Source organism: Aggregatibacter actinomycetemcomitans, from assembly GCF_023518055.1.
Classification (GTDB): Bacteria; Pseudomonadota; Gammaproteobacteria; order Enterobacterales; family Pasteurellaceae; genus Aggregatibacter; species Aggregatibacter actinomycetemcomitans.
Window position 1 is genome coordinate 1,471,584 of sequence record NZ_CP085096.1, and the last position, 25,442, is coordinate 1,497,025.

Here is a 25,442-nt window from a genome sequence, read left to right on the forward strand (position 1 = left end):
TTATTTTGTTAAATCACAATTTAAATTTGAAAAACCCGCTGATGTCCATCAGGCATTTCTACACTAAGGCGTAATTTGCCGCCCATTGCTTCGATGTAACGTTTGAGGGTTGCAAGCTTAATTTCATTGCCACGCTGTTCCAGTTGATTAATTGCAGGTTGAGTTACACCTAAAATCGTAGCTAATTGTTGTTGCGATATATTTAATTCTTCTCGCAACAGTTGCAAACCGGTTTCAAGAATTAAATCTTCCGCCATGGTTTGAATACGTTGGCGGCTTTCTACCGAACGTTCATCAATAACTTGTTGTAATGTTTTCATTTTGTTTGCTCCATGGTTGCCAAATAATGATTCAATTCTTGATCTGCAATTCTAATCATCGTACGGTAAAACCGCTTGTCATTGCCTTTATCTCCACCACATAAAACAATGGCTCTACGCTTTGGATCAAAAGCAAAAAAGAGTCGAATTGCTCTTCCCGAATGCTGAACGCGTAGTTCTTTCATGTTGCTATGAATTGACCCTGCTACGCTATCTACATAAGGACGGGCTAAATTCGGACCAAAATGTTCCAACCGTACCAAGTTTGCCAAAACACATTCCTGCGTTTTTATCGGCTGTTGATTTAACCAAGTTTCAAATCGTTCCGTTAAAATCACCGCCCACATAACCACCTCATTTTATAAGTTATAGCTTATACTTTCAATCCTAAATAAAACAAGTATGAAAACGAGATAAAAATCGTAAAGAAATGTGAACTCATTTTGCGATGGCGATCGCAAAAACTCCAAAAAAACAATCGCACTTTGATCAAGAAAACCAAAGTGCGGTCTTATTTTTTAGCGTTTTGCGGCATTAATGTTCGCGGGTTTTGAAGAAGGTGACGTCGGGGTAACGCTCCTTTGCAAGATTCAGATTCACCATGGTCGGGGCGATATAAGTGAGATTATCGCCACCATCTAATGCGAGGTTTTGCTCGTTTTTGCGTTTAAATTCTTCAAATTGTTTCGCATCACGACATTCAACCCAACGGGCGGTTGCCACATTGACATTTTCGTAAATCGCTTCCACGTTGTATTCGGATTTCAAACGGGACACCACCACATCAAACTGCAACACACCCACTGCACCAACGATTAAATCGTTGTTCAGCAACGGGCGGAAAACCTGCACCGCGCCTTCTTCGGAAAGTTGCACCAAGCCTTTTAACAATTGTTTTTGCTTGAGCGGATCTTTCAAACGAATACGACGGAACAATTCCGGTGCGAAATTCGGAATACCGGTGAATTTCAAATCTTCCCCCTGGGTGAAAGTATCGCCGATTTGAATGGTGCCGTGGTTGTGCAAGCCGATAATGTCGCCGGCGTAGGCTTCTTCCGCGTGGGCGCGATCGCCTGCCATAAAGGTTAAGGCATCGGAAATCACCACATCTTTGCCGATACGTACATGTTTGAGTTTCATGCCTTTTTCGTATTTACCGGACACCACGCGCAGGAACGCCACGCGGTCGCGATGTTTCGGATCCATATTGGCTTGAATTTTGAACACGAAACCGCTGAATTTTTCTTCGTCGGCGAAGACTTTACGCGAGTCTGCCTGACGAGCTTGCGGCGCCGGCGCCCATTCCGTTAAACCGTCGAGGAAATGATCTACGCCGAAATTCCCCAATGCCGTCCCGAAAAACACCGGCGTGAGTTCGCCACTCAGGAATAAGTCTAAATCGAATTCGTTACTGGCGCCTTTCACTAATTCCAGTTCATCACGCAATTGTTGCGCCAAATCATCGCCCACGGCGTTATCCAATTCGGGATTATCCAATCCTTTAATAATACGCACCTCTTGAATGGTATGTCCCTGCCCTGTTTGGTAAAGATAGGTTTCGTCTTTATATAAGTGATACACGCCTTTGAACAATTTGCCAAAGCCGATAGGCCAAGTAATAGGCGCGCAATGGATTTTCAGCACGTTTTCTACTTCGTCCAGCAATTCCATCGGGTCACGAATATCGCGGTCGAGTTTGTTCATAAAGGTAATAATCGGTGTATCACGCAAACGGGTCACTTCCATTAATTTAATGGTGCGCTCCTCCACCCCTTTTGCCGAGTCGATCACCATCAAACAGCTGTCCACGGCGGTTAACGTGCGGTAGGTATCTTCAGAGAAATCCTCATGCCCCGGGGTATCCAGCAGGTTGACTAAACAGTCGTTATATGGGAATTGCATGACGGAGGTGGTAATGGAAATCCCGCGTTGTTTCTCCATTTCCATCCAGTCGGATTTGGCGTGTTGCGCCGAACCCTTGCCTTTCACCGAACCGGCTTTTTGAATGGCGTTGCCGTAAAGCAACACTTTTTCGGTAATGGTGGTTTTACCCGCATCGGGGTGAGAAATAATCGCAAACGTGCGACGTTTGCTCACTTGTTCTTGAGGATGTGTCATCTGCTGTTTGTCTTATAAATAATGAAGAAAACCGTCCTGAGACGGCTGAGAATTTGGTCGCGCAACTATATGCTTTTTAGCCTGTCTTTTCAAGACTGGAAAATAATGCTAACAATTACCGCAAAAAATGCAAACGTTTACGTAAAAAGTGCGGTACAATACGCGCCATGATTTTTGCCCGGATAAAAGGTAATAAAATGACACAACTCAGTCTTAAAAAAATCTATTCCGACAAAGTGTCGCCAAAGTAATTGCAGAAATATCAAGAAGCGTTGGATTTATTAACGAAATAACTTTAAAGCAATCCCTTCTATGGATTAGAATAGCGGGGATTTTTTATCATGAATAGGAGTTATATGAGGTCGGTTGCGATTGTCGGCTTGGGTTGGTTAGGGTTGCCGTTGGCGCGCTATTTAAAGAATCTGGGTTGGGAAGTGAAAGGCACGAAACGCACCCACGACAGTGTGGAGCAAATGCGTTTGTTGCGATTAGAAACTTACCACTTGGAACTCACCCCCGATATTAATGCCGATCCCGACGATTTAAGCGCACTGTTATCCGTTGATGCGCTGATTATCAATATTCCTCCGAGCCAATATTTTTTCGATCTCAAACATTATGTGGTCGGCGTGCAGAATCTGGTGAATGAAGCCTTATTGCACGGAGTTCATCATATTATTTTTATTAGTTCCACCTCCGTTTTCCCTGAGATTTCCGCGCATTTTGACGAATCCATCCAACCGCAGCCCGAAACGGATGTGGGGCGCGCCTTAGTGGAAATTGAAAATAACTTGGCGCAACTACAGAATATTGATTGCGATGTTATTCGTTTTGCCGGTCTTGTGGGGCAAGATCGCCATCCGATTTTTTCCCTCGCCGACAAACAGGATCTCAAGTGCGGTCGTTCGCCGGTGAATTTAGTGCATTTGGATGACTGCGCCCGCGCCATTCAACTATTGCTGGAAACACCCGGTGGCTATCGCCTGTATCATTTGGCAGCGCCCGTGCATCCGCCCCGCGAAGCCTATTACCGCTTGGCAGCGGAAAAACACCATGTAAATCCACCGCACTTTATCAGCGCACCGGAAGATCCACAGCGCATTATTGTGGCGAACAAAATTTGTCGTGAACTGGATTTCGTTTATCAATACCCCGATCCAAATCTGATGTTTTCGGAAGAATAAAAGTGCGGTCGGTTTTTAAGTTATTTTTTAGTTGCACTTTTTATTAAAACTCGTTTAACCCAAAATAAACACAAAACAAATAAGGAAAGAAAATATGTCAAATACCATTTTGCAACACTTACCGAAAGGTGAAAAAGTCGGCATCGCCTTTTCCGGTGGCTTAGATACCAGCGCGGCATTGCTTTGGATGCGTCAAAAAGGCGCCATTCCTTGCGCTTACACCGCCAATTTAGGTCAACCGGACGAAGACGACTACAACGCAATCCCGCGTAAAGCGAAAGAATATGGCGCAGAAATGGCGCGTTTAATCGACTGCCGCACCCAATTGGCACAAGAAGGTATTGCTGCCATTCAATGCGGCGCCTTCCACGTTTCCACCGGCGGCGCCACCTATTTCAACACCACTCCGTTAGGTCGTGCGGTCACCGGCACCATGTTGGTATCCGCCATGAAAGAAGACGACGTACATATTTGGGGCGACGGCAGCACCTACAAGGGCAACGATATTGAACGTTTTTACCGCTACGGTTTATTAACCAACCCACAATTAAAAATCTATAAACCTTGGTTGGATCAACAATTTATCGACGAATTGGGGGGCCGTTTTGAAATGTCCAACTTCTTAATCGAAAACGGCTTCGACTACAAAATGTCCGTGGAAAAAGCCTACTCCACCGATTCCAATATGCTCGGCGCCACCCATGAAGCCAAAGACCTGGAATTCTTAAATTCCGGCATTCGTATCGTCAACCCGATCATGGGCGTGCCGTTCTGGCGTGAAGACGTACAAATCAAAGCGGAAGAAGTCACCGTGCGCTTTGAAGAAGGCGTGCCGGTGGCATTAAACGGCCAAACCTTTGATAACATCGTGGAATTATTCCTTGAAGCCAACCGCATCGGCGCTCGCCACGGTTTGGGTATGTCCGACCAAATCGAAAACCGTATCATTGAAGCCAAATCACGCGGCATTTACGAAGCCCCGGGCATGGCGTTATTGCATATCGCCTACGAACGTTTGGTGACCGGTATCCACAACGAAGACACCATCGAACAATACCGCATTAACGGTATCCGTTTAGGGCGTTTGTTATACCAAGGTCGCTGGTTCGATCCGCAAGCGTTAATGTTACGCGAAACCTCCCAACGTTGGGTGGCGCGTGCGGTTACCGGTGAAGTGACGCTAGAATTACGTCGTGGTAACGACTACTCCTTACTCAATACCGAATCGCCGAACTTAACCTATCATCCTGAACGGTTAAGTATGGAAAAAGTGGAAAATGCGCCATTCGATCCGCTCGATCGCATCGGTCAATTAACCATGCGCAATCTGGATATTATTGATACCCGCGATAAATTGGGCATTTATTCCGGCACCGGTTTATTGGCGGTGAACAAAGAATCTGCGTTGCCGCAGTTGTATAAAAAGGCGTAAGTTGTTTTTTCGCCAAGGTAACAACAAATTGCCTTAAGTTATTGAACATAATTCAGCCTCATTGGGGCTGTTTTATCTTTCGGAACTTGAGGAAAATTAACCAAGCCCCCTCCTCTGCATATATTTTGCAATCGCCTGCCATTTGCAATATCATAGCGCCCTTTCTTATTACCTGATTTGGAGTAACTTATGCTTGAAATTGATTCCGTTGAAATTCTGGGCTATGTGGCAACCTTAATTGTCGCCGCCTCCTTTTTGTTTAAGTCTATCGTGCCGCTTCGCATTGTAAACGGTATCGGCGCGGCGTTATTCGTCGTTTATGCCCTGATTACCCAAACCTACCCGGTGGCGTTACTGAACGCGTTTTTAGTCGTCGTACATATTTACCAGCTATGGCGTTTGAAAACCACCGGCAAAATCACCCGCATCGAATAAATCTCTTCGCAAAAGTGCGGTCGGTTTTTTATGTGTTTTTATATCACGGACGACCGCATGCTTTTCTCTAACTTATCACTAATAAAATTTATTTATCTCAAACATTAGAAAAAGTATCAAAATATGTGATCTAGGTCACAAATTTACCCTTCATTTTGTGATCTCTTGTTGTTTTAATCAGCAAAATTAGGTTAATCTCAAAGCGGTTATTTCACACACAACAGGAGAAAATATGAAGAAATTCACAACAAAATGCTTACTCAGTAGCCTAGCGCTTTCTATTGCGATTGCCGTAGGCAGCTCGGCTATAGCGAATCCGCAAGCCCCTGCCATGACCGCAACGGAACTGGCAGCAGCCCGTTACGACAGCGCTAACGACATATTTCATCCTGTTTACGCCAAACATGGCATGGTCGCCAGTGAGCAAGGGTTAGCCAGTGAAGTGGGCGCGGCAATTTTACGCCAAGGCGGCAATGCCGTGGACGCCGCAGTTGCCGTGGGATTTGCTCTCGCCGTAGTATTACCGAACGCCGGTAACATCGGTGGCGGCGGTTTTATGGTGCTACATGATGCCAAGAGTGGCGAAAACTACTCCGTGGATTTCCGCGAAACTGCGCCGCTGAAAGCCCATCGTGATATGTATCTGGACAAAGACGGCAATGTCATTGACGGACGCTCCCTTTACACCCACTTCGCCGTCGGTGTGCCGGGCACTGTCGCCGGCATGGAATACGTCCTGAAAAAATGGGGCACCATGTCCCTCGCCCAAGTCGTTGAACCCGCCATTCAATTGGCGGAAAAAGGTTTTACCGTCGGTCCGATGCTCGCCAAAACGTTAAAAGAAGAAAAGGACAATTTGGGCAAATGGACATCATCCAAAGCTATTTTCTTTAAAGATGGAGAACCGTTAAAAGAAGGGGATTTGTTGGTGCAAAAAGATCTGGCGAATTCTTTAAAACTCATCGCTAAACAAGGCGCCAAAGCTTTTTATGAAGGCGACATTGCGAAAAAAATCGTCGCTGAAATGGAAAAGCACCAGGGTTTGATCACCATGGAGGATCTGAAAGGCTATAAAGCCATTGAACGCAAACCTGTTGAAGGCGAATATCGCGGTTTCAAAGTGGTCACCATGCCGCCACCAAGCTCCGGCGGGATTCATTTGGTACAAATTCTGAATATTCTGGAACGCTACCCTCTCGCTGATTATGGTGTAAACAGCGCAAAATCCATTCATTATCTAGCGGAAGCCATGAAACTTGCCTATGCCGACCGCTCCGAATATTTGGGTGATCCGGATTTCGTAAAAATTCCGATGAAAGGTTTAACCTCTAAAAAATATGCTGACCAATTGGCGCAAGGCATTAGCGAAGCGGCAGTAAAACCGGCGGCGGAAATCAAACCGGGACAACCGCAGCCTTATGAGAGCGACCAAACTACCCACTTCTCCGTAATGGATAAAAACGGCAACGCGGTGGCGGTGACTTATACGCTAAACTTCAATTTTGGCAGCGGCATTGTGGCAGCAGGCACCGGCATTTTGTTAAACGACGAAATGGATGACTTCTCCGCCAAACCGGGCGTACCGAACGGCTTCGGCTTAATCGGCGGCGAAGCCAACGCCATCGCCCCACAAAAACGTCCGCTTTCTTCCATGACACCAACTTTAGTCATGAAAGACAACAAACCTTGGTTAGTCACCGGCAGCCCGGGCGGCGCACGCATTATCACCACCGTGCTGCAAAGTATCGTCAACACTGTGGATCATAAAATGAACCCGGCGGAAGCCATCGTCACCCCGCGCGTCCACCATCAGTGGTTGCCTGACGAATTGCGTGTAGAAGAAGGTTTAAGCCCCGACACCTTGGCGATCCTAAAAGCCCAAGGCTACACCATCAAAGAAAAAGCCCCGATGGGACGTGTGCAAATTATCCAAGCCCGCGAAGACGGCTTCTACGGCTACTCCGACCCACGCAATCCGGAAGGGAAAACGGTCGGGTATTGATCATTAAAATGCGGTTATTTTTTCAAGTGTTTTTGAACGCCCGGAAAAAAGATCGCACGTCATGCGACCTTTCTATCAAACGGATTACAACTGAATCTCTGCCAACAAACCCATTCGGTTGCCATTCAGATCCGTGGTATTTTTTAACCGCACTTTGTAGTGATGCAATTCGGCGATACGGTGAACGATGGATAAGCCCAAGCCGCTGCCTTTTTCGTTCTGTCCCGCCGGGCGATAAAAGCGTTGTCCGAGTTTGGCGAGATCGGCGTCGTCTACGCCACCGCCGTTGCCTTCCACCGCAATCTTGGATTTTTCTAACCGCACTTTAATGCGGCTACCTTGCGGGCAATAACGAATGGCGTTGTCGATAAGGTTGCGCAACATTAAAGAAAGCAACAACGGCTGCCCCAGCTTCACTGCCGGCACGGCAATTTCTTCAAACTCAAGAGTAATATCACGTTTTTCCGCATGAAAATACAGGTCGCCGATAAGGGACGGAACAATTTGCTCCCAATGAATTTCCTGTAAATTATCCAATTCCTGCAAACTGTCCAAACGGGAAAGGGTTAATAATTGTTCAATTAATTGCGTCGCACGGTCGATACCTTGGGTTAAATTATCCAACGCCTGTTCGCGCATATTGGCGTCATCACCGGCAATTTGCGCCACTTCCGTTTGAATACGCAACGCCGCAAGCGGGCTGCGTAATTCGTGGGCGGCGTCGGAGGTAAAACGCCGTTCACGCAATAACATGGAAGAAGTGCGGTCAAAAAACTGATTCAAACTTTGAATGAGCGGCAGGATTTCCGTCGGGATATTTTCCGTTTTCAACAAAGACGCATCATCAGGCGTACGTTTTGCCACTTGTTCACCGATTTGTTTCAGGCTTTTTAACTCTTTGCGAATCACCAATCCGAGAGCGAGCAGTAAAAACGGCAAGCCGGCAAACCAAATCCACATTTGCCCAAACACCATTTCATTTACTAAGTCATCGCGATATTCCTGTTCCTGCCCTACGGCGATCATGAGCGGTCCGTCTCCCACCGGAAGCCAGAAAATACGCCATTCGTCATCATCTTCCCGCAGACGGGATTTACTGAAGCCACGCGCCGGCGCAAAAATAAAGTTTTCCCCATTTTCGCCGTCGCTCAATAAAATATCCCCGTCCGGCGCAAAAATCGCAAAAGCTAAGGCGTCATCTTCATAATCCGGTCTTTTAAAACCGTGGCGTTTATGCGACGGTTTGCCACGTTGATGACCGATTAAAATGGTGCGTAAATCGGAAGACGCCAGACGTTGGGCAAATAAAATTTGTTGTGCGTCAAACACTTGGTTCACTTCTTTACGCACCTGAAACCAAGCCACCGCCGTGGAAATCAGCCACACGCACACCGACACCAGCGACAAGGTGACAATCAAACGAAAACGCAGGCTGTAATTATTCCACTTACTCAGTTTCATCATTTTTTCCCAGTGCATAGCCCACGCCGTGAACGGTGCGAATAAATTGTTTGCCGAGCTTTTGGCGCAGGTTGTAAATATGCACTTCCAGCGCGTTACTGCTCACTTCGTTATCCCAGTTATAAAGTTTGTCTTCAATAAAATCGCGGGTCAGCTGATGCCGCGCGCGATAAATTAACTAGGCTCAGCGCGATAAATTAAAATTAAGATTATTGCACATAGTGAAACGCTCTTACAAAATTGAGCAGAGTAATCCCGTAATCAGTTTAAAGCACAGGAAATAAAAATGACTACATTAAAAATGAGAACTGAACAAGAAATCATGGCTGAATTAGCATTAGTGGTCGTAAAACTACAAGCCGACTTTGTTAATGACGGGTCTCAATATAGCATGCCCAATGGACACGGGCAGGTATTTTTATATGATACGGAATATCTCGATATACGCTTTATAGAAGATAATCGAACTGATAGCGTCGTTAAATTCAAATCAACCACGGTCCCACAACCCTCGGCGTTTTACTGCTGACTTTCCGAATTAGATAGTTAATACAGAAATTAAAGGATCAGTCGTTGATCCTTTTTAGTCTCTAAAATTTATAAACCAAATTATCTTCATATTGCCCTTGGTAGTTGAGGTTTGTCTTAATCGTAATTCTTTGTGCACCATCAAATGCCTGCCAATTATTGACTTTATCCTCACACATATACTCAATAAACCGCACGAACTCGCTTTTTGTCGATGAGAAGAAGATATACGGTGGTCGTGTAATGTTAATTAAGCGTAGGAAGTCGATAAGATCGAAATAATGCGCTTGCTTATAGCTCTCTTGTTTCGTACACAAATATGGCGGGTCTAACACAAATACCGCCCTTTCGTCATTGATAAAACGCAGAAGTAACGTGTGGAATGATTCATTGGTAATCTCTATACCATCCAAATAACCATGGGCATTTGGATAATCTGATTTTCTAATACAATTCCAAAAATCTTTATGATAAAGATCACTAAGTGTTGCGACTTGCTGACCGCTAAATAATAGCCAACTGGCTAAGCAGTTTAAATCCTTATAACCGTCAAATGTTTCGATTACTTTGATTATTTTAGTTTTGAGAAGATGATCAGTAATACGCTTTTGGCGTGGAACACCATCTAATAAAGTATATATCTTGCCACGCAACCGGTTAATATCGTCAATATGTTTGAGCCGCATGACATAATCGTCGAAGTCATTGTAAATAACGCGTGCAGCAGGTTTGAGTTGTTTTGCCGTGTGGCTAAGTAATCCCGAACCACCTAAGGCATCAATAATTGTCCAGCCTTTACCTTCATCCTGAATATGCTGATTAAGTATTGTGGTATAATGTGTTAAGAATTGCTGTTTTTGCCCAATAAATGGGAGTGGTGCTTGTTTATAGCTTGATAAATTGTTTTTCATATTCTGTAAGCCTCTTTCATATACTGAAAAAATACGCTAGACTTACCTCGTCTTGGCTAAGACCGCGGGTCTAGCAATAGTTATTGCTCACAGGTCAGAACTGTGGGTGATAAGGTCGGCAGGCTGCGCAAAGCTCACCGACTACCCGTGTTTGTGTTATTTTTTATTTACCTCCTATTTGCCTACACGAATTGTTATATCCCTAAATGCCAATGCATTATTAGCGATACTATCTTGCACGACAATCTTAAATCGGATGCTTGTGACTTGTGGCGGTAATATGTCCGTGACTTGTTGCGGATGCCAGTCATCGGTCGGGTAATCACCGAGCAGCCCCGAATCAATAGATTTAACTAGATTATCGCTATTTAGCAACTGCACAATAACCTTACATTTACCGCGCCGTTGACTGTAACTCAAAATCTTATAGTTAAGCGCAAAGCGCCCAAACTCGCCAGGTGTAACGGCAAAATCCCGGTAAAGTTCACTAGTCGGTGATAAGCTACTTGATAACATAAAATACGGCAGACCACCGAAATAACCATCATCGTAGCGGTTAAGATAGTTATCACCCTGTGTGAATTTAGCTTTATAATCCCAGTCATAAAGTAGCTGCATTGCACCGGCAACGTTAAACTGATAATTAAATAAGCTGGATAAGCCGTTTTTAACTGCGCTTAATGTAATCCGATTAAACTGCTCTCCTTCCTTTTTAGCTTCATCCGGATATAAAAACTCGGTATCGGTGGTTGTTATAGTGCGAACAATGTTGGAACCGTCAAGCAAAGCAATCTGATAACTGACGCCGTCACCGAGAATCGTGCTATCTTCGGTATGTGCGATAAGTTTATCGGCTTGAATGTCTCTATCACGATGTGCCCAAGTTAATTTAAATTTGCTCCCATCGGCAATCGTATCACTATATATGCCATCAGCCTGTACTTTACCCGGCGGGTACGGGCGGGCTTGGCGTTTCCGGGTTACGATAACAAGTTCTTGTGCTTTATCTTCCGATAATGTTTCTTGTTGTGTGCGGGTCAGTAATTTGGCTTTGATTTTTTCATTGACGGTATATTTAGTTTCGTTTGTACCTGCCGCGATTAAATAACACCACGCTCTCGCACCACGTTTGTGTGATTGCGGTATGGTGTCCGCACAACCTCGCCCAATAGTCAGTATTGATTTTGTAAAATTCACAGAGTCAATTTTCACGATTTCATCGTCTATCATTAATGCTTCGGCACCACTAAGACCTGAGTAATCCCCGTCGGTAACAAATCTTACTTGGGTTTGATAAGGTGCAATATCTTCATCTAACACGACAGACGGTGTGAACGAACCTTCGGTAGCATGCTCAAATCCCGCGCCCGCATCAACTATCAAGTCATAGCCGACAGAAAGTGCAGTCGGTTGCGCGCCCAAGCTCCAGACAAAACAGTCGGTCGGCTTGATAAATGCGCGCTCCGCGTCCGATAGCACAAGCGGGAGTACGTGATATGGCACCTCAAACAAGCGCGCGGAATCAATCGGTTTGGCGGTGTAATCGGGCGGCACGTAAAGCGACTCGCCTTTTTGTGTTGAGTAGTTAGCGGCGGGCATGCCGTAAACATCCTGCAAGCACGTCGCCACAATCTCGCCCTCGTTGCCGTTTTTAAGCTCCCCAACTCGGAACACCACGTCAACAATATCGCGGTCGGGCAGATTAACCTGGATAACATCACCCGGGCGCAACTCCGAGTCTCGCATATCAAACGTGATTTTGAGCCGTGTAAGCCCGCTTGCAATCATCTCCAAATCGCGCTGCGCTAACCGCGCTGCTAAGTCAAACGTCGGCACGCCTTTGTATTCAACGGTTTTGCTAATGACGCCGTGCATTTGCACCGCAGCAATATTGTTGGCAATCGCCTGGTCTTCGCGATTTGTCACCGGCTCACGGTATTTAACGATAACCTGATTTGCCTGCTTGTCGGTTGCGGCGCTGTCATCATCAAGCACCGCAACAATCCCTTTGTCATAGCTAAACAGCGGTAAATCCGCTACATTGTAGTCTTGCCGAATCAATTTAATCGCCTGTTTACCGGTCTCCACATTGTCGTATTGCGCCGCCCCGATATGATCAACAATTTGCTTAATAAAATCTTTAATGGAGGTTTGCCGGTTGTAGCGGATACAGAGGCCAAATCCCTCATCGAAAAGCGTATCTGCCGCTTTTTTATAGCTGTCTAAATCCAGCTCTGATAAGTCTTTTTTGCCGCCCCAGCTTTTATTAGTGGCGCATTCAACCAGGATATGTGCCGGGTTCATGGCGTGGATTTGGCGTACATTTTGTTCTTGTTCGGCTGTCAAACCTTTAATTTTAAGATTGTCATTGCGCAGCAGGATTTTGGCTTTTTCGGCGTACCATACCACGCCATTGTGCCAGCCTTTGTGGGCACGGCGCACCCGGTAGCTGTGCTTTTTAGGGTATGCGTTATAGCAGCTGATAAGGCCCGAAAACACGGTAGTGACAATGCCGCGAAAGCCCGGGATAGTCTCATCTGTTGCCACATTACCGGGGCTGACATTGCCGGGTCGGAAAAACTTATTGTGCTGCCCGTCTTTTTTAAAGCGCTTGCGCCCGCGCCCGGTTTGATTATTTGCCGCCGACGGGTTATACACACCTTTAAGCAGATTAATCAGCATTTGGGTCGGCTTTTGGTCCGGCTCACCCATCAGGATTTCCATTCGCCCCTGGATGCCTCCCTCACCTCCGGTGTTATCACCGCCGAATAAGTTGGGTTTATCAACATAAATCGCTTGTGAGTGGGTAAGCTCGCCCGGCTTGCCCACATATGCTGTTTTATCATCGACCCGAAGCTCTACAATCTCATCTACCGGACCGCGTCCCAGCCCGCTTTGAATATCCCAATAGTAACGATAACCAACGGTCACCGACTTGCCTTTTTTACCGCCCATTATTTATCTCCTTCGTTGGCCTCTAAGGCCGCAGCAACACATTTGCGCGCAAATACACTGCCGGTGTTTAAAAGCACGCGCGAATCAATGCCATGTTGTAAAAAATCGGCATAATCTAACCCTTCGCGCATAAAAAACGCCTCGACGCCGTAAGGGCAAAAATCCACCCGGCGCATGTCTTGCATTGTGATAATAATGCTATCCATAAATTAACCCTTTTTAATCTCGCTCGTGCGGTAGTTGCCGTAAGCCAGCACCTGCCAATCCTCGGTCCAGCAATCGCCGAAAAACACACACTGCGGCGTACCCTCGTCGATTTGCGGAAAATTAAAATCCTTGGCGCTGGCTGCCTCCGGTCCGTTACTGCCGCGCTTACCGAACGCCCGATTGATGTAATAACTGGCAACGGCATAGGCGACGATTTTAACGATTGCCCAGGCAATTGATGCAAACATAATCAAATCCCTCTAAAACACGCGTGAACCGTCATACGGCGATTTGGTCGGCATATGTGGAATACCGCCGAAATTAAGCATATTGTTAAATTTTTTAAGACAGGTTTGTGCCCGTCCGTCACAACCGGGATAGACTTTAATGACCGTGCCGATTGAAAGCTTTTGCGTGCCACCCATTAATGTCAGCTTGTTATTTTGATGCACGGTGACCGCGCGCACCTCGCGCACGCCGTCATCCTGCCACTCGATAAAACCCGCATTAAACCAGCCTTGCGGCAGGTTTGCCGGCAGATTTACGGTGATGGACGCCCCGTCCATCGCGCTGATTGTAAGCCCCGCCACCACAAAGTTGCCGGGCTTGACTTTGCAATCGGTATCGTAAAGCGTATATGGGGAAGGAACGTCTTGCTTTTAAGAATAAAAATACAAAAACAAACAAAAAGCGGCATAGCGCCACTTTCTGTTTTTTCGGTTTGGATTATTTTACAATTTTTTCTACGCGTTCAATATCCACTTCGGTCTTATTCCAGGATTTATCCACTTCGCCGTAAAGTTTCACTTCATCGCTTGGGGAAACATCCTGTCCGCGCCAGGCTTTGCGTTCGATTTCCACTTGGATTTCGCCGCTGGCATCTTTAAAGATAAAGTCATCTTTGCCCACTTGTTTCACGATGTTACCCTGTAAAATGATGTATTGATCATCTTGCCAGGAACCGGCTTCAGAAGCTTTGCTCACCGTTTGATCGGTATTCACAAAACCGCCACGTTTGAAATCACCTTTTTTGTGGTGTTCCATTTTCGGCGCATTCGGGTCTTGAAAACCGCCTTGTGCAAACACGCCGGTAGCAGCGATGGTTGATAATACTAAAATTGTTGCTAAACTGCGTTTCTTCATGTGAAATCTCCTCAATTAAATTCATCTTATAAGTAACAAAGCCTTGCTTTGTTGCGAGCTATTAAACGAAACAAAAGTTAAGAAAGTATTAAGTCCAACACTTTTTTATAAAAAAGGAAAAATTATGCGTTATGACCAAATGTCTGCCTTCATTGTGATGGATATTGTACGGGAAGCGGCGAAATGTACCGACGGCAGCTATAAATTCGCCAAACTACGACCTACACCCGCAATATCGAGCATTTGTAGGAAGGCGTAAATCGCATTAAGCAATGGCTGGCGAACAAATAAAATACCCGTTAGGGTCATTGAACGGCAAATTTATGCGCCTATAATAAGCACGAATTTTCACTTTCTATTAACAACACAACTATGAGCATCCGAATTCTTCCCGAAAATGAAATTAAACAGGCGGCAGCCTCTTATGTCACCCCGCCGCTGCTTTTCTCCAATCCGAAAAATTTATATCAGCGCCGCGCCGCGCGTCTAAGAGAATTGGCGCAAGATCACCCGCTCGCCAATTATTTGCTGTTCGCCGCCGCTATCGCAGATGCGCAGCTGGAACTCTTGGAAACCATGCCGATTCCGCAGGATCCGCGTTTACAGGCACTCTCTGCCGAACAATTGGGAAATAAGCCTTTAGACGTTAAAAGCCGGCAACGGGATCCCATTTGGCGCGAATTATTGACCGCACTTTTGGCGAAATTAAAACCTTCCGCCAACGATCAAATGCTCGCCACCATCGAATGGCTGGAAAAAGCGGCAGACAGCGAATTGGAAAATCTTGCCGATAAGGTTTTAGCACAGGAATTTGCGGTGATTTCCAGCGACAAAGCGGTGTTCGTGTGGGCGGCGCTTTCTTTATATTGGTTGCAATTAGTCCAACAGATTCCCTACAACGCCAAACAGGAAAGCACCGAAAACCTGCACATCTGCCCTGTTTGCAGCTCTGCGCCGACCGCCAGCATGATTCATTTCGGCGCGAAGCAAGGCTTGCGTTACCTGCACTGCTCCTTGTGCGAAAGCGAATGGAACATGGTGCGCAACCAATGCACCAACTGCGGACAAAGCAGCGACTTGGATTATTGGTCTTTTGACGAATACCTGGCGGCGATCCGAAGTGAGAGCTGTGGGAACTGCCATAGCTATTTGAAAGCTCTATATCAAGAGAAAGATCCGAAAATGGAAGTCATCGCCGACGATTTGGCGTCCATCTTTCTGGATATGGAAATGGAGAAAAAAGGCTTTATGAAAAGCGGCTTGAACCCGTTTGTGTTCCCGCCGGAATAATAAAAAACATTCATAAAAATGACCGCACTTTCGCGACAAAAAAGGCATCCAACGGATGCCTTTTGCTTTTGGATTATTTGCCCGATAAATCAATTTGATGTACGGCAAATCCTACTTCATCGGTGCCCACCTGTTTCATCGGATACTGCGCGTTTTCCTTGATGAATTGCGTTGCCTGCGCACTTGGTGAAGTTTCAACGCGTACATCTAATTTCGCGTTGCCTTTGATCGGCACAAAACGCCAGTTTTTATCGGCACTTGGGTTTACGCTGCCTTCTTTCTCGCTGGTGGCTTTGATGTAATCCGCCAACACCTGACGATTTTCATCCGGCGACGCATAAACAATGTGTTTATCGCCGGTGCCGGGGAATTTTTCGCCATAAGCACGATAATTGTTGGTGGCGATTAAAAATTCCGCTTTCGGATCCACCGCTTTGCCTTGATAGGTCAAATTCACCACGCGGTGGGCGTTCGGATTGATAAGCTTACATTCGCCGTCATAACGCGGCGGTTGGGTTAAATCATATTCGTAATTGACGCCATCGATGACATCGAAATTATAGGTGCGAAAGCCTTCCCAATCCAATAAAGGTTGCGGTTTGTCACTGCCCGGATCAATTTGTTTAAACATTCCCGCACTGCATTCCAACCATTCTTTCAATTGCTCGCCATTGACTTTCACGACAACCAAGGTGTTCGGATACAAATACAAATCCGCCGCATTACGGAAAGTTAATTCGCCTTTGTTCACTTCAGTGTACCCCGTCGGATCGTTTTTCCGACCGCCCGCTTTAAACGGCGCGCCCGCACTTAAAATCGGCAAGCCCGCCATTGCCGGCACGCTTGGCGCCACGTTTTCCACATAGGCTTTTTGCGCTTGGTTAACGATTTGAATGGTCGGGTCATCCTGCACCAGCGCCAAATAGCTGTACATATTATCGGTGGCTTTACCGATTGGCTGCGCCACGAATTTACGGGTGGCGTCATGCGTTTCTTTCAAAAGTGCGGTCATTTCTGCGTCATTTTCCGCTAACGGCTTTTTGTTTTCCACATCATAAATCGGGCGCAATACGGCTTTCCCGTCGGTCACAATCCATTTGCCATTATGTTCGCTCAATACCAAATCTACTACGCTGATATTGTTCGCCCAGTAGCCCGCCATGCTTTCCGGCACACCTTTCACCGTGCCCTTGGCAATGTCCGCATTCGGCGATTTGGCAAATTCTTTATTCGGGAACAAACGGTGGGAATGGCCAAAAATCACCGCATCAATATGCGGCACATCGGCGAGATAGAAAGCGGAATTTTCCGCCCCTTCGTGATACGGCTCATCGGATGGCCCGGTATGCGCCAAGGCAACGATAATATCCGCACCTTTTTGCTTCATTTCCGGCACATATTTTTGTGCGGTTTTGACAATATCGCGGGTTTCCACTCTGTCGGTTAAATTGGCTTTATCCCACACCATAATTTGCTGCGGCACAAAACCGATGTAACCGATTTTTAACGGATGGGATTTGCCGTTGTTGTCCACCACCGTTTTTTCCTGAATCACATAGGGCGTGTAATAAGGATCATCGGTTCCCGCTTTCACCACATTGGCGTTCACAATGGGGAAATTCGCCTGTTTGATGGCGTCAGCTAAATAATCCAAACCATAATTAAATTCATGATTGCCCAAGGTGCCTACCTCATAATGCAAGGCGTTCAAACAGGCGATTGCCGGGTTCGGCTCACCTTCTTTATAGCCTACTGCCGCCTGATAATCGGCAATCGGGTTGCCCTGAATCAAATCGCCGTTATCCACCAGCACGCTGTTTTTCACTTCCGCACGGGCTTGGCGGATCAAACTTGCCGCGCGGGTAAAGCCGAATTTCTCCGTCGGCGCGTCTTTGTAATAATCAAAATCCGTCAAAAAGCTGTGAATATCGGTGGTGCCGATAATGCGCAAATCCACCTGATTCCCGTTTTTGGCAAACGCCATCGGATGGCAACTCAGCGCCAAAACACTGCTCGCACCAATTTGAATAAAACGTCTTCGATTCATCATAATAAGATCCTTAGTTTTAGGGAAAGACGGCGTTATTGTAAGGCAAATGGGCGGGGCTTTGAAAGGAAAAGTGCGGTCATAAAATTCATCGGATTTTTTGACCGCACTTTAATTCTTTATAACGACAGAAAACAAATCAATTTCCCGCAAAATTAACATTTACCTTCCGCCAAATTCCGCTAGAATACATGAGAATAATTTTCAATCACAGAAATGAGGAGATTTAAGATGTTGAAAAAGACATTATTGGCATTAAGCTGTCTCGCGTTGGCGACATCCGCTTTGGCAAAAGAAGTCACGATTCCCACTGCGCGCGGTGAAGTGACGTTGGATGCGCCACCGGCAAAAATTGCGGTGTTTGATACCGGCAGTTTGGACACCCTGCAAGCCTTGGGCATAAAAGTGGATGGCGCGGCAGATGTGAGCAAGGTTCTCCCTTATTTAAAACCGACCTTGGAACAAGCCAAAAATGTCGGGACGATTTTTGAACCGAATCTGGAAGCCTTAAATGAATTAAAACCGGATTTAATTATTGTCGGTACCCGTACGGCGAAAAAATTTGATGATGTGAGTGCCATTGCCAAAACCGTGGATTTGACGGATAACGGCGACAAATTGATTAAAAGCGGTATTCAACGCATTGATAGCTTCGGCAAATTATTTAATAAACAAGCGGAAGCGGATAAATTAAAAGCGGAGCTCGAAACCTTGTTTAAACAAACCAAAGACGCAGTAAAAGGCAAGGGTAACGGTTTAATTATTTTAGTCAACGGCGGCAAGATTTCCGCCTTCGGTAAAGGCTATCGTTTAAGTTTTATTCACGAGGATCTCGGCGTGCCGATGGCAGATCCAAGCATAAACGTCAGCGGTCATGGTCAACCGATCAGTTTTGAATTTATTGAGAAAACCAATCCGGATTGGTTGTTTGTGTTAGATCGCATTTCCGCTATCGGGCAGGAAGGGAAAGGCGCCAAAGAAGTATTGGATAACGAATTAATTCGTCACACCAAAGCCTGGAAAAACGGCAATATCGTGTATTTAAGCAGCGCCTCTTACCTTGCGCCGGGTGGTGCGGAACAATTAAAAATGGATTTGAATAACATCAAAGCCGCCTTTGAGAAAAAATAATCCACCGAATCTTTTAACGGTTTTCTCCTGCGGGAGAGAACCTTTTTTATGTTAATACCATGCCGAACATTTTCACCCTGAACCGAATTAATTTTGTCCTTCTCCTTTTACTCACCGTGGGCAGCATTACCGTCGGTGTTGCGGATTTTCATTGGGCACAATTTTTTACCCAACCGGAGCAAATGCAGGTATTGCTTATCAGCCGCTTGCCGAGAACCGCCGCCGTGATTTTAGTAGGCGCCACACTTGGCGTGGCGGGCATGGTGTTGCAAATCGTACTGAAAAACCGCTTTATTGAACCCAGCATGATCGGTGCCAGTCAAAGTGCGGCAGTGGGTGTGTTATTGGTGAGTCTGCTCTTTCCAAGTACGGCGCTCCTTCTCAAAATGTCGATAGCCACGCTGAGCGCACTCATCGGCATGGGAATCTTTATGTTATTGCTCCAACGTCTGCCTCCGCATCAAAGCCTGATGGTGCCGTTGGTGGGGATTGTATTCGGTAACATCATTGAAGCGATCACCACCTTTATTGCTTACGAAACGGACAGCATACAACTGCTTTCTATCTGGTTTGCCGGGGATTTCTCCGCTGTTCTGGCGGGGCGTTACGAACTTCTGTGGCTTACCGCCATTCTTGCTGTCGTGGTTTATATTATGGCGGATCAACTAAGCATCACCGGCTTGGGGCGCAATATCAGCACCGCGTTAGGCATTAATTATCGTCAAATGACGTGGTTTGCCTTAATCGTGGTGGCGATGATTACGGCGGTTGTGGTGGTAACCGTCGGGCAAATTCCTTTTATCGGGCTGGTTGTACCGAACATTATTTCCCGCCTTTCCGGCGATCGCCTGCGACAAAATTTGCCTTCCGTGGTGTTGCTCGGCGCAAATTTGGTGTTAATGTGCGACATTGCGGGGCGGGTTATCAATGCGCCTTATGAAGTGCCGATTTCAACGGTGTTCGGCATTGTCGGCACCTTGATTTTCCTCTATTTATTATTTAAGGGGAACGCCCATGGGAAATAATCGCAGAATGCCCTTCCTTTGCCTGTTGCTCACGTTCGCCTGTGTATTTTTCATGAGTTACAACGCCAACGGCAACTGGGATTTCGTGTTACCGTTCCGTGGAAAAAAACTTTTATTATTGCTTATCATGGCTTACACCATCGGGATTTCCACGCTATTGTTCCAAACCCTGACCAACAACCCAATTCTCACCCCGAGCATTTTGGGCTTCGATTCCTTATATTTATTGGTGCAAAGCATTTTAGTTTTCTCCTTTGGCGGCATCGGCTTCACGCAATTAAATATCGCCGGCAAATTTGCCTTTGAAACCCTGTTAATACTGTTCGGGGCTTTATTATTATTTCGCACCTTAACCAAAAATAACAGCGATTTGGCGCGCATGATTTTGGTAGGGATTATTTTCGGCGTACTGTTCCGCAGTCTGAATAATTTACTGCAACGCATGATCGACCCGAACGAATTTGCCGTGGCGCAAGGCTCTTCCTTCGCCAGTTTTAATACGGTGAATCCAATCTTACTTTGGATCGGCACGGCGATCACACTTATCAGCGCCGTCTGGATTTGGCAGCAACGGTTTAAATTAGACGTGTTATTACTCGGACGTGATCGCGCCATCGGGCTCGGTTTGGAATACCACCAATTTAGCCGAAAACTTTTGATTTGCTGCGCATTTTTGGTCTCCGTTTCCACCGCACTTGTCGGCCCGATTCTGTTTTTAGGCTTATTGGTATGCGCTATCGTCAACGCCATCAGCCCAACCATGCACCACAGTCAACGTATCCCTATGACATTTATGGTATCCGCTATCACCCTTGTAAGCGGGCAAGCCTTATTTGAGCAAGTGATGAAAATGCAGGGCGTGCTCAGTGTGGTCATTGAATTCGTCGGCGGTTTGGTGTTCATCTATTTAATGTTAAGACGGGCAAAATAAAGGAATGCATTGTGATTAAAATCGAAAATATCACCTATAAGATCGGTCATGCCACCATTTTAAATAACATCAATCTCACCATTCCCAATGGCGGGATTACCGCCCTCATCGGCGCTAACGGCGCGGGGAAATCGACCTTGTTGTCTTTAATCGCCCGTCTCAATCCCATTCAGCAGGGAAAGATTTGGTTAAATGAAATGGATATTGCCACCACGCCATCGCGCATCATCGCGCAGAATCTGGCGATTTTAACCCAAGATAACGTGATTCATAGCCGTATTACCGTGCAGGATCTGCTCTTTTTCGGGCGCTACCCGCATCACCAAGGCAGACCGACGGAAGAAGATAAAAACATTATTCAGGCGGCATTAAAACGTTTCGATTTGGATGCACTCGCCTACCGTTTTTTAAGCGAACTTTCCGGCGGGCAACGGCAACGGGCGCTGATTGCCATGACGTTCTGCCAAAAGACCGATCACGTTCTGTTGGATGAACCGCTCAATAATCTGGATATATTCCACGCCCGCGAACTCATGCGCCTGTTACGCCAACTCACCAACGAACTGGCACTCACCACCGTGATGGTAGTCCACGACATCAACATGGCCGCTGCCTATGCGGACATCATCGTTGCCATGAAAAACGGCGAAATTGCCATGATAGGCACCCCGGAAGACATCATCACCAAAGCGAATTTAAAAACGATATTTAATCTGGACGCGGAAGTGCTGGAACATCAAGAAAAGCGTTTAGTGGTGCATCATATGTAGTATTTGCTACTTTCTTTATTTATTACAAAGAAAAGTGCGGTGGTTTTCTCAGGTGTTTTTAAAAACACTTAAAAAATCCACCGCACTTTTTAGAAACGGGTTTGAAATCAGCGCAACAAGCGTTCTACTTCGTTGGCTTTAACAAGGAATTGTTTACGTTCCGCCGTACCTATGCCGCTGCTTCCCCCCGGAAGTTTAACGGTAAGCGGATTGACCGGACGCCCGTTAATATGGAATTCGTAGTGCAAATGCGGGCCGGTAGAACCGCCGGTGTTGCCGGACAACGCGATACGCTCCCCTTTTTTCACTGTTTGCCCTACTTTTACTAGCGGTCTGCTGAGGTGCATATACACGGTTTGGTATTCACGGGAGTGGCGTAGCACCACATAACGACCGGCACCGTAAGCCTGATAGGCGATTTTCTCTACCGTGCCGTCTGCCGGCGCAATAACCGGTGTCCCTGTCGGCATCGCAAAATCCACCCCTTTATGTGGTGCAATGCGTCCCGTAATCGGATGGCGGCGACGCGGATTAAACGGAGATGAAACGCGCGCCTGACGTTGCAACGGGTAACGGGCAAAGCCTTTACCTAAGGTTTCCCCCTGGCGGTTGTAATAACGACCGTTGCTGGCTTGGATCGCATAATAACTTTTGCCGCTGCTCACAATATGAATGGCTTCCACATTACCCTGCCCGGTCCGTTTGTCTTCCAGATATTCACGGGAAACCAAAATAGAAATCTTCGTGCCTTTTTTCAGTTGTTTCAGGCTGACCTGCCATTGTAACGCAGAGAATAATTGATAAATCTGACGATTATCCAAACCGAGTTTCTTCAGGCTGCTGACGAAAGATCCTTCCATTTCGCCACGCAACACTTCACGTTTCCAAACACTTTTTTTCTCCACAATTTGGCGTTTAAATTTGCCATCTGTCTGAAGTTCATAAATGTGTTCTTTTTTCTGGGAAACCAGCCAGTTCAAATATTCCAGCTCTCCGTCATTATTTAAAATCCAGTAAAATTGTTGCCCTGCCTGTAAATGTTTCAATTCCGGATAAGAAGCGATAAGCTGTTTACTGGTGTCATCTTCCAAACCGGACAACTCCAATACGTCTTTTAAGGCATCTCCTTTGACAACGGTGTGACTGAACTGATCTTTAATCCGAATCGCCTGATCGGCAACATCTAAAATATTGGTGATCGCATTTTTCGCATCGTCCGGCAATTTATCCAAATCATCAAATTCGTCGTGAGTTTTGACTTCTTCCACTTCATCATCTTTGCCGACATCATCGTCATAAGAGGTGGCGTTATTATCAATTGTGCTGATACCCAGAGTATCTGCCAGAATCCGTAATTCATGGGAAACTTCGTTGGCGAACGACATAGTGTAAGCAGAAGCCGGGTAAAGATCGTCGGATAAAATATCTTGAAATTGATCACTGCCATTGGCAAAACCGTTACCTTTTGAGGAGAAATAGGAGTAAGTCGGATTATTGACAGTGTCGATTTTTTTGGAGGCAGAATCATTTAAATGCAAAAAAAAACCGGCAAAAATAGAAAAAAGCGCAATAAAAAAAACAATCGCTTTAATACGCGATTTTCTTTTGCGGCGATCTCTTGCCAGTTTTATATGTTGCACGACGTTGATTCCTTGACTGCATATTGTGGTTTAAGTGTATTTATGACCAAGCAAATATTAAAAAATTCAGCAAAAAATATTAAATGCCAAATAAACAGCGTAATTATACACATAAATCGGCTGGTAACTTGTTAAATGATAAAAAATAAGTTATTTTTAGCGCAATTTTTCTTCAAAAGAACCTAAAAATGCAAATTAGTGCAATCAGACTGCCTTTAGTCGAGTTAAAAAACATCAATGTGAAATTCGGACAACAAGCCGCTTTGCAAAACATTAACCTGACTGTTTACCCCAATTCGATCATCACTATTGTCGGGCCAAACGGTGGCGGCAAATCCACCTTATTGAAAGTGCTGCTAAAACTGCAACAGCCTACTTCCGGCAACGTGATTTACAATAAAAATATTCGTATTGGTTATGTGCCGCAAAAAATCTATCTGGATCCCAATCTGCCGATCACCGTGGAGAAATTTTTATCCCTGAAAAAAGGCATCCGCCCACAGGATATCCGGCAAGCAATGGCACTACTATCTATTAGCCACCTCATCCATAACAGTATGCAAAAGCTGTCCGGCGGCGAAATGCAGCGCGTATTGTTAGCACGTGCTATTTTAAATAAACCAAGTTTATTGGTATTAGATGAGCCCACTCAGGGTGTGGACATCGCCGGACAGGCTGAGCTGTATCAGCTCATTCACCAAACCCGCGAAAACCTGAATTGCGCGATTCTCATGGTGTCGCATGATTTACATATTGTAATGGCAGACACCAACGAAGTGTTGTGCATTAATCAGCATATTTGCTGCGCCGGCACGCCGGAAACCGTCTCCAACGATCCGACCTTTATTCACTTTTTCGGAGATCAATTTTCCAAAAATATTGCTGTTTATACACACCATCACAATCACCGGCACGATATGCACGGTAACATTCACCGTGTGGAACCAAAACAATCTCAATAACGACTGACATTATGTTTGATATTCTCTTTCCCGCCTGGCTGACAGGCATCATTCTTTCACTGATTACCGCACCATTAGGGGCTTTTGTCGTGTGGCGCAAAATGGCGTATTTCGGCGACACCCTTTCTCACTCGGCACTCCTCGGTGTAGCATTAGGAATTTTTCTGCAAATCAATCCTTACATTGCTATTTTAGCACTCACCTTGTTGCTTTCCATCGCGCTGGTATGGCTGGAAAATAACACTCAGTTTTCCATCGATACCCTGCTCGGCATTATCGCCCACAGTTGCCTTTCCATCGGCGTGGTTACGGTCGGCTTGCTGAAAAATGTGCGGGTGGATTTAATGTCTTATTTGTTCGGCGATTTACTGGCAATTAACTATCAGGATTTATGGTATATCGGCATTGGCGCAATTATTGTGTTAGCGGCACTATGCTATTTCTGGAAGCCGTTAATTTCCGCGACCATCAGCCCGGAACTGGCGCAAGTGGAAGGCATTAACGTGAAAAAAATGCGTTTTATTCTGATGATCTTAACCGCTTTAACCATCGCCTTAAGCATGAAATTCGTCGGTGCATTGATCATCACTTCACTACTGATTATTCCTGCCGCCACCGCCCGACGCTTCGCCCGCACGCCGGAAACTATGGCCATTATCGCCGTCTTCATCAGTATGATCGCTGTCTCCCTCGGTTTGACCTTATCCGCATACTACGACACCGCCGCCGGTCCTTCCGTGGTTATCTGCTCTACATTCCTGTTTCTTTGTTCTTTATTAAAAAAACAGCAGGGTTAAAATTTGCCGAAAAAAATAACCGCACTTTATCTCCCTAATAACGAAAATATTCATGTATTGCCTATTCTGATTCATCAATACCTTTAAATTGTCGGGAATAAAACATCTGATGTTAACATGCTGAAAAAACGCTCTATTACCGCATTCAATTTC

23 protein-coding genes and 2 pseudogenes are annotated in these 25,442 nt (G+C 45.9%); 12 read left to right on the plus strand and 13 right to left on the minus strand.

The window, feature by feature from the left end:
• Window positions 1-20 precede the first annotated feature (20 nt).
• From LIN98_RS07370 to prfC, 3 genes are all read right to left on the minus strand, one after another.
• Window positions 21-320: a helix-turn-helix domain-containing protein gene (locus LIN98_RS07370; protein ID WP_005540827.1), complete on the minus strand. Its 300-nt coding sequence runs from the start codon at window positions 318-320 to the stop codon at window positions 21-23.
• Window positions 317-667: a type II toxin-antitoxin system RelE/ParE family toxin gene (locus LIN98_RS07375; protein ID WP_005555126.1), complete on the minus strand. Its 351-nt coding sequence runs from the start codon at window positions 665-667 to the stop codon at window positions 317-319. Before LIN98_RS07375 ends, LIN98_RS07370 begins: the two co-directional genes overlap by 4 nt.
• A 187-nt stretch (window positions 668-854) precedes the next feature.
• A complete protein-coding gene (gene prfC / locus LIN98_RS07380; RefSeq protein ID WP_005567417.1) occupies window positions 855-2,438 on the minus strand; it encodes a peptide chain release factor 3 in 1,584 nt (527 codons plus the stop codon).
• A 356-nt stretch (window positions 2,439-2,794) separates the two neighbouring features.
• Between prfC and LIN98_RS07385 the strand changes: the two genes are divergently transcribed.
• The 4 genes from LIN98_RS07385 (at window position 2,795) to ggt (ending at window position 7,491) form a co-directional block, all read left to right on the plus strand.
• Complete coding sequence (locus LIN98_RS07385) at window positions 2,795-3,622, plus strand: NAD-dependent epimerase/dehydratase family protein (protein ID WP_005540818.1); 828 nt, start codon at window positions 2,795-2,797, stop codon at window positions 3,620-3,622.
• Between the two features lie 94 nt (window positions 3,623-3,716).
• A complete protein-coding gene (gene argG, locus LIN98_RS07390) occupies window positions 3,717-5,054 on the plus strand; it encodes an argininosuccinate synthase (protein ID WP_005567415.1) in 1,338 nt (445 codons plus the stop codon).
• Window positions 5,055-5,243: 189 nt separating this feature from the next.
• Window positions 5,244-5,489, plus strand: a complete 246-nt coding sequence (locus LIN98_RS07395; RefSeq protein WP_005540815.1) for a YgjV family protein — start codon at window positions 5,244-5,246, stop codon at window positions 5,487-5,489.
• A 232-nt stretch (window positions 5,490-5,721) separates the two neighbouring features.
• On the plus strand, window positions 5,722-7,491 hold the full coding sequence (gene ggt / locus LIN98_RS07400; protein ID WP_005567413.1) for a gamma-glutamyltransferase: 1,770 nt from the start codon (window positions 5,722-5,724) through the stop codon (window positions 7,489-7,491).
• A gap of 84 nt (window positions 7,492-7,575) precedes the next feature.
• Here the strand turns inward: ggt and qseC are convergent, their stop codons facing one another.
• Both qseC and LIN98_RS07410 read right to left on the minus strand, forming a co-directional pair.
• On the minus strand, window positions 7,576-8,970 hold the full coding sequence (qseC, locus tag LIN98_RS07405) for a quorum sensing histidine kinase QseC (protein ID WP_005589310.1): 1,395 nt from the start codon (window positions 8,968-8,970) through the stop codon (window positions 7,576-7,578).
• Window positions 8,939-9,106 (minus strand): annotated as a pseudogene (locus tag LIN98_RS07410) (winged helix-turn-helix domain-containing protein); the annotation flags it as partial. The pseudogene LIN98_RS07410 and the gene qseC, both read right to left, overlap by 32 nt.
• 132 nt (window positions 9,107-9,238) lie before the next feature.
• Between LIN98_RS07410 and LIN98_RS07415 the strand changes: the two are divergent.
• Window positions 9,239-9,481 (plus strand): hypothetical protein, encoded by a 243-nt coding sequence (locus LIN98_RS07415; protein WP_005586389.1) that lies wholly within the window; start codon window positions 9,239-9,241, stop codon window positions 9,479-9,481.
• Window positions 9,482-9,542: 61 nt separating this feature from the next.
• Here the strand turns inward: LIN98_RS07415 and LIN98_RS07420 are convergent, their stop codons facing one another.
• The 6 genes and pseudogenes from LIN98_RS07420 to LIN98_RS07445 all read right to left on the minus strand — a co-directional run bounded on the left by LIN98_RS07420 (window position 9,543) and on the right by LIN98_RS07445 (window position 14,696).
• Window positions 9,543-10,391 (minus strand): DNA adenine methylase, encoded by an 849-nt coding sequence (locus LIN98_RS07420; RefSeq protein WP_249856101.1) that lies wholly within the window; start codon window positions 10,389-10,391, stop codon window positions 9,543-9,545.
• Between the two features lie 174 nt (window positions 10,392-10,565).
• Window positions 10,566-13,346 (minus strand): phage tail protein, encoded by a 2,781-nt coding sequence (locus tag LIN98_RS07425; RefSeq protein ID WP_249856102.1) that lies wholly within the window; start codon window positions 13,344-13,346, stop codon window positions 10,566-10,568.
• The gene (locus LIN98_RS07430; protein ID WP_148326193.1) at window positions 13,346-13,552 is read right to left on the minus strand and encodes a hypothetical protein; all 207 of its coding nucleotides are present in this window, start codon (window positions 13,550-13,552) and stop codon (window positions 13,346-13,348) included. The genes LIN98_RS07425 and LIN98_RS07430 overlap by 1 nt, the downstream gene beginning before the upstream one ends.
• A gap of 3 nt (window positions 13,553-13,555) precedes the next feature.
• Window positions 13,556-13,801 carry a hypothetical protein gene (locus tag LIN98_RS07435; protein ID WP_005570665.1) on the minus strand — a complete coding sequence of 82 codons (246 nt, stop codon included), beginning with the start codon at window positions 13,799-13,801 and terminating at the stop codon, window positions 13,556-13,558.
• Between the two features lie 12 nt (window positions 13,802-13,813).
• Window positions 13,814-14,194: pseudogene (locus tag LIN98_RS07440) on the minus strand (phage BR0599 family protein); the annotation flags it as partial.
• Window positions 14,195-14,279: 85 nt separating this feature from the next.
• Window positions 14,280-14,696 (minus strand): YgiW/YdeI family stress tolerance OB fold protein, encoded by a 417-nt coding sequence (locus LIN98_RS07445; RefSeq protein ID WP_005545895.1) that lies wholly within the window; start codon window positions 14,694-14,696, stop codon window positions 14,280-14,282.
• Between the two features lie 372 nt (window positions 14,697-15,068).
• Between LIN98_RS07445 and fdhE the strand changes: the two genes are divergently transcribed.
• Window positions 15,069-15,986, plus strand: a complete 918-nt coding sequence (gene fdhE, locus LIN98_RS07450) for a formate dehydrogenase accessory protein FdhE (RefSeq protein WP_005589316.1) — start codon at window positions 15,069-15,071, stop codon at window positions 15,984-15,986.
• Window positions 15,987-16,059: 73 nt separating this feature from the next.
• On the opposite strand, the gene cpdB is transcribed toward fdhE, so the two are convergent.
• Window positions 16,060-18,036 carry a 2',3'-cyclic-nucleotide 2'-phosphodiesterase gene (gene cpdB, locus LIN98_RS07455; RefSeq protein WP_005567518.1) on the minus strand — a complete coding sequence of 659 codons (1,977 nt, stop codon included), beginning with the start codon at window positions 18,034-18,036 and terminating at the stop codon, window positions 16,060-16,062.
• Window positions 18,037-18,264: 228 nt separating this feature from the next.
• Between cpdB and LIN98_RS07460 the strand changes: the two genes are divergently transcribed.
• The 4 genes from LIN98_RS07460 to LIN98_RS07475 are packed head-to-tail and all read left to right on the plus strand — an operon-like array spanning window position 18,265 to window position 21,890.
• Window positions 18,265-19,164: a siderophore ABC transporter substrate-binding protein gene (locus LIN98_RS07460; RefSeq protein ID WP_005545889.1), complete on the plus strand. Its 900-nt coding sequence runs from the start codon at window positions 18,265-18,267 to the stop codon at window positions 19,162-19,164.
• A gap of 59 nt (window positions 19,165-19,223) precedes the next feature.
• Entirely contained in the window at window positions 19,224-20,189 is a 966-nt protein-coding gene (locus tag LIN98_RS07465; RefSeq protein ID WP_005545887.1) for an ABC transporter permease, read from the plus strand.
• Window positions 20,179-21,120 carry an iron chelate uptake ABC transporter family permease subunit gene (locus LIN98_RS07470; RefSeq protein ID WP_005545884.1) on the plus strand — a complete coding sequence of 314 codons (942 nt, stop codon included), beginning with the start codon at window positions 20,179-20,181 and terminating at the stop codon, window positions 21,118-21,120. The genes LIN98_RS07465 and LIN98_RS07470 overlap by 11 nt, the downstream gene beginning before the upstream one ends.
• Window positions 21,121-21,131: 11 nt before the next feature.
• Window positions 21,132-21,890, plus strand: a complete 759-nt coding sequence (locus LIN98_RS07475) for an iron ABC transporter ATP-binding protein (protein ID WP_005567524.1) — start codon at window positions 21,132-21,134, stop codon at window positions 21,888-21,890.
• A gap of 107 nt (window positions 21,891-21,997) precedes the next feature.
• Here LIN98_RS07475 and mepM read toward each other — a convergent pair whose 3' ends face one another.
• The gene (gene mepM, locus LIN98_RS07480) at window positions 21,998-23,530 is read right to left on the minus strand and encodes a murein DD-endopeptidase MepM (RefSeq protein ID WP_014167728.1); all 1,533 of its coding nucleotides are present in this window, start codon (window positions 23,528-23,530) and stop codon (window positions 21,998-22,000) included.
• A gap of 188 nt (window positions 23,531-23,718) precedes the next feature.
• On the opposite strand from mepM, the gene znuC reads away from it, so the two are divergent.
• Both znuC and znuB read left to right on the plus strand, forming a co-directional pair.
• Entirely contained in the window at window positions 23,719-24,492 is a 774-nt protein-coding gene (gene znuC / locus LIN98_RS07485; RefSeq protein WP_005545878.1) for a zinc ABC transporter ATP-binding protein ZnuC, read from the plus strand.
• Between the two features lie 11 nt (window positions 24,493-24,503).
• Complete coding sequence (gene znuB, locus LIN98_RS07490) at window positions 24,504-25,289, plus strand: zinc ABC transporter permease subunit ZnuB (protein WP_005545876.1); 786 nt, start codon at window positions 24,504-24,506, stop codon at window positions 25,287-25,289.
• The last annotated feature ends 153 nt before the right edge of the window (window positions 25,290-25,442 follow it).

What these genes read in the sequence shown, in the direction of transcription:
- LIN98_RS07460 (WP_005545889.1), top strand. Translation starts at nt 18,265, where the DNA reads ATGTTGAAAAAGACATTATTGGCATTAAGCTGTCTCGCGTTGGCGACA.
- LIN98_RS07435 (WP_005570665.1), bottom strand. Translation starts at nt 13,801, where the DNA reads ATGTTTGCATCAATTGCCTGGGCAATCGTTAAAATCGTCGCCTATGCC.
- LIN98_RS07415 (WP_005586389.1), top strand. Translation starts at nt 9,239, where the DNA reads ATGACTACATTAAAAATGAGAACTGAACAAGAAATCATGGCTGAATTA.
- LIN98_RS07445 (WP_005545895.1), bottom strand. Translation starts at nt 14,696, where the DNA reads ATGAAGAAACGCAGTTTAGCAACAATTTTAGTATTATCAACCATCGCT.
- LIN98_RS07470 (WP_005545884.1), top strand. Translation starts at nt 20,179, where the DNA reads ATGGGAAATAATCGCAGAATGCCCTTCCTTTGCCTGTTGCTCACGTTC.
- znuB (WP_005545876.1), top strand. Translation starts at nt 24,504, where the DNA reads ATGTTTGATATTCTCTTTCCCGCCTGGCTGACAGGCATCATTCTTTCA.
- LIN98_RS07425 (WP_249856102.1), bottom strand. Translation starts at nt 13,346, where the DNA reads ATGGGCGGTAAAAAAGGCAAGTCGGTGACCGTTGGTTATCGTTACTAT.
- ggt (WP_005567413.1), top strand. Translation starts at nt 5,722, where the DNA reads ATGAAGAAATTCACAACAAAATGCTTACTCAGTAGCCTAGCGCTTTCT.
- qseC (WP_005589310.1), bottom strand. Translation starts at nt 8,970, where the DNA reads ATGCACTGGGAAAAAATGATGAAACTGAGTAAGTGGAATAATTACAGC.
- LIN98_RS07375 (WP_005555126.1), bottom strand. Translation starts at nt 667, where the DNA reads ATGTGGGCGGTGATTTTAACGGAACGATTTGAAACTTGGTTAAATCAA.
- znuC (WP_005545878.1), top strand. Translation starts at nt 23,719, where the DNA reads ATGCAAATTAGTGCAATCAGACTGCCTTTAGTCGAGTTAAAAAACATC.
- cpdB (WP_005567518.1), bottom strand. Translation starts at nt 18,036, where the DNA reads ATGATGAATCGAAGACGTTTTATTCAAATTGGTGCGAGCAGTGTTTTG.
- LIN98_RS07430 (WP_148326193.1), bottom strand. Translation starts at nt 13,552, where the DNA reads ATGGATAGCATTATTATCACAATGCAAGACATGCGCCGGGTGGATTTT.
- argG (WP_005567415.1), top strand. Translation starts at nt 3,717, where the DNA reads ATGTCAAATACCATTTTGCAACACTTACCGAAAGGTGAAAAAGTCGGC.
- LIN98_RS07370 (WP_005540827.1), bottom strand. Translation starts at nt 320, where the DNA reads ATGAAAACATTACAACAAGTTATTGATGAACGTTCGGTAGAAAGCCGC.
- prfC (WP_005567417.1), bottom strand. Translation starts at nt 2,438, where the DNA reads ATGACACATCCTCAAGAACAAGTGAGCAAACGTCGCACGTTTGCGATT.
- LIN98_RS07465 (WP_005545887.1), top strand. Translation starts at nt 19,224, where the DNA reads ATGCCGAACATTTTCACCCTGAACCGAATTAATTTTGTCCTTCTCCTT.
- LIN98_RS07420 (WP_249856101.1), bottom strand. Translation starts at nt 10,391, where the DNA reads ATGAAAAACAATTTATCAAGCTATAAACAAGCACCACTCCCATTTATT.
- fdhE (WP_005589316.1), top strand. Translation starts at nt 15,069, where the DNA reads ATGAGCATCCGAATTCTTCCCGAAAATGAAATTAAACAGGCGGCAGCC.
- LIN98_RS07385 (WP_005540818.1), top strand. Translation starts at nt 2,795, where the DNA reads ATGAGGTCGGTTGCGATTGTCGGCTTGGGTTGGTTAGGGTTGCCGTTG.
- LIN98_RS07395 (WP_005540815.1), top strand. Translation starts at nt 5,244, where the DNA reads ATGCTTGAAATTGATTCCGTTGAAATTCTGGGCTATGTGGCAACCTTA.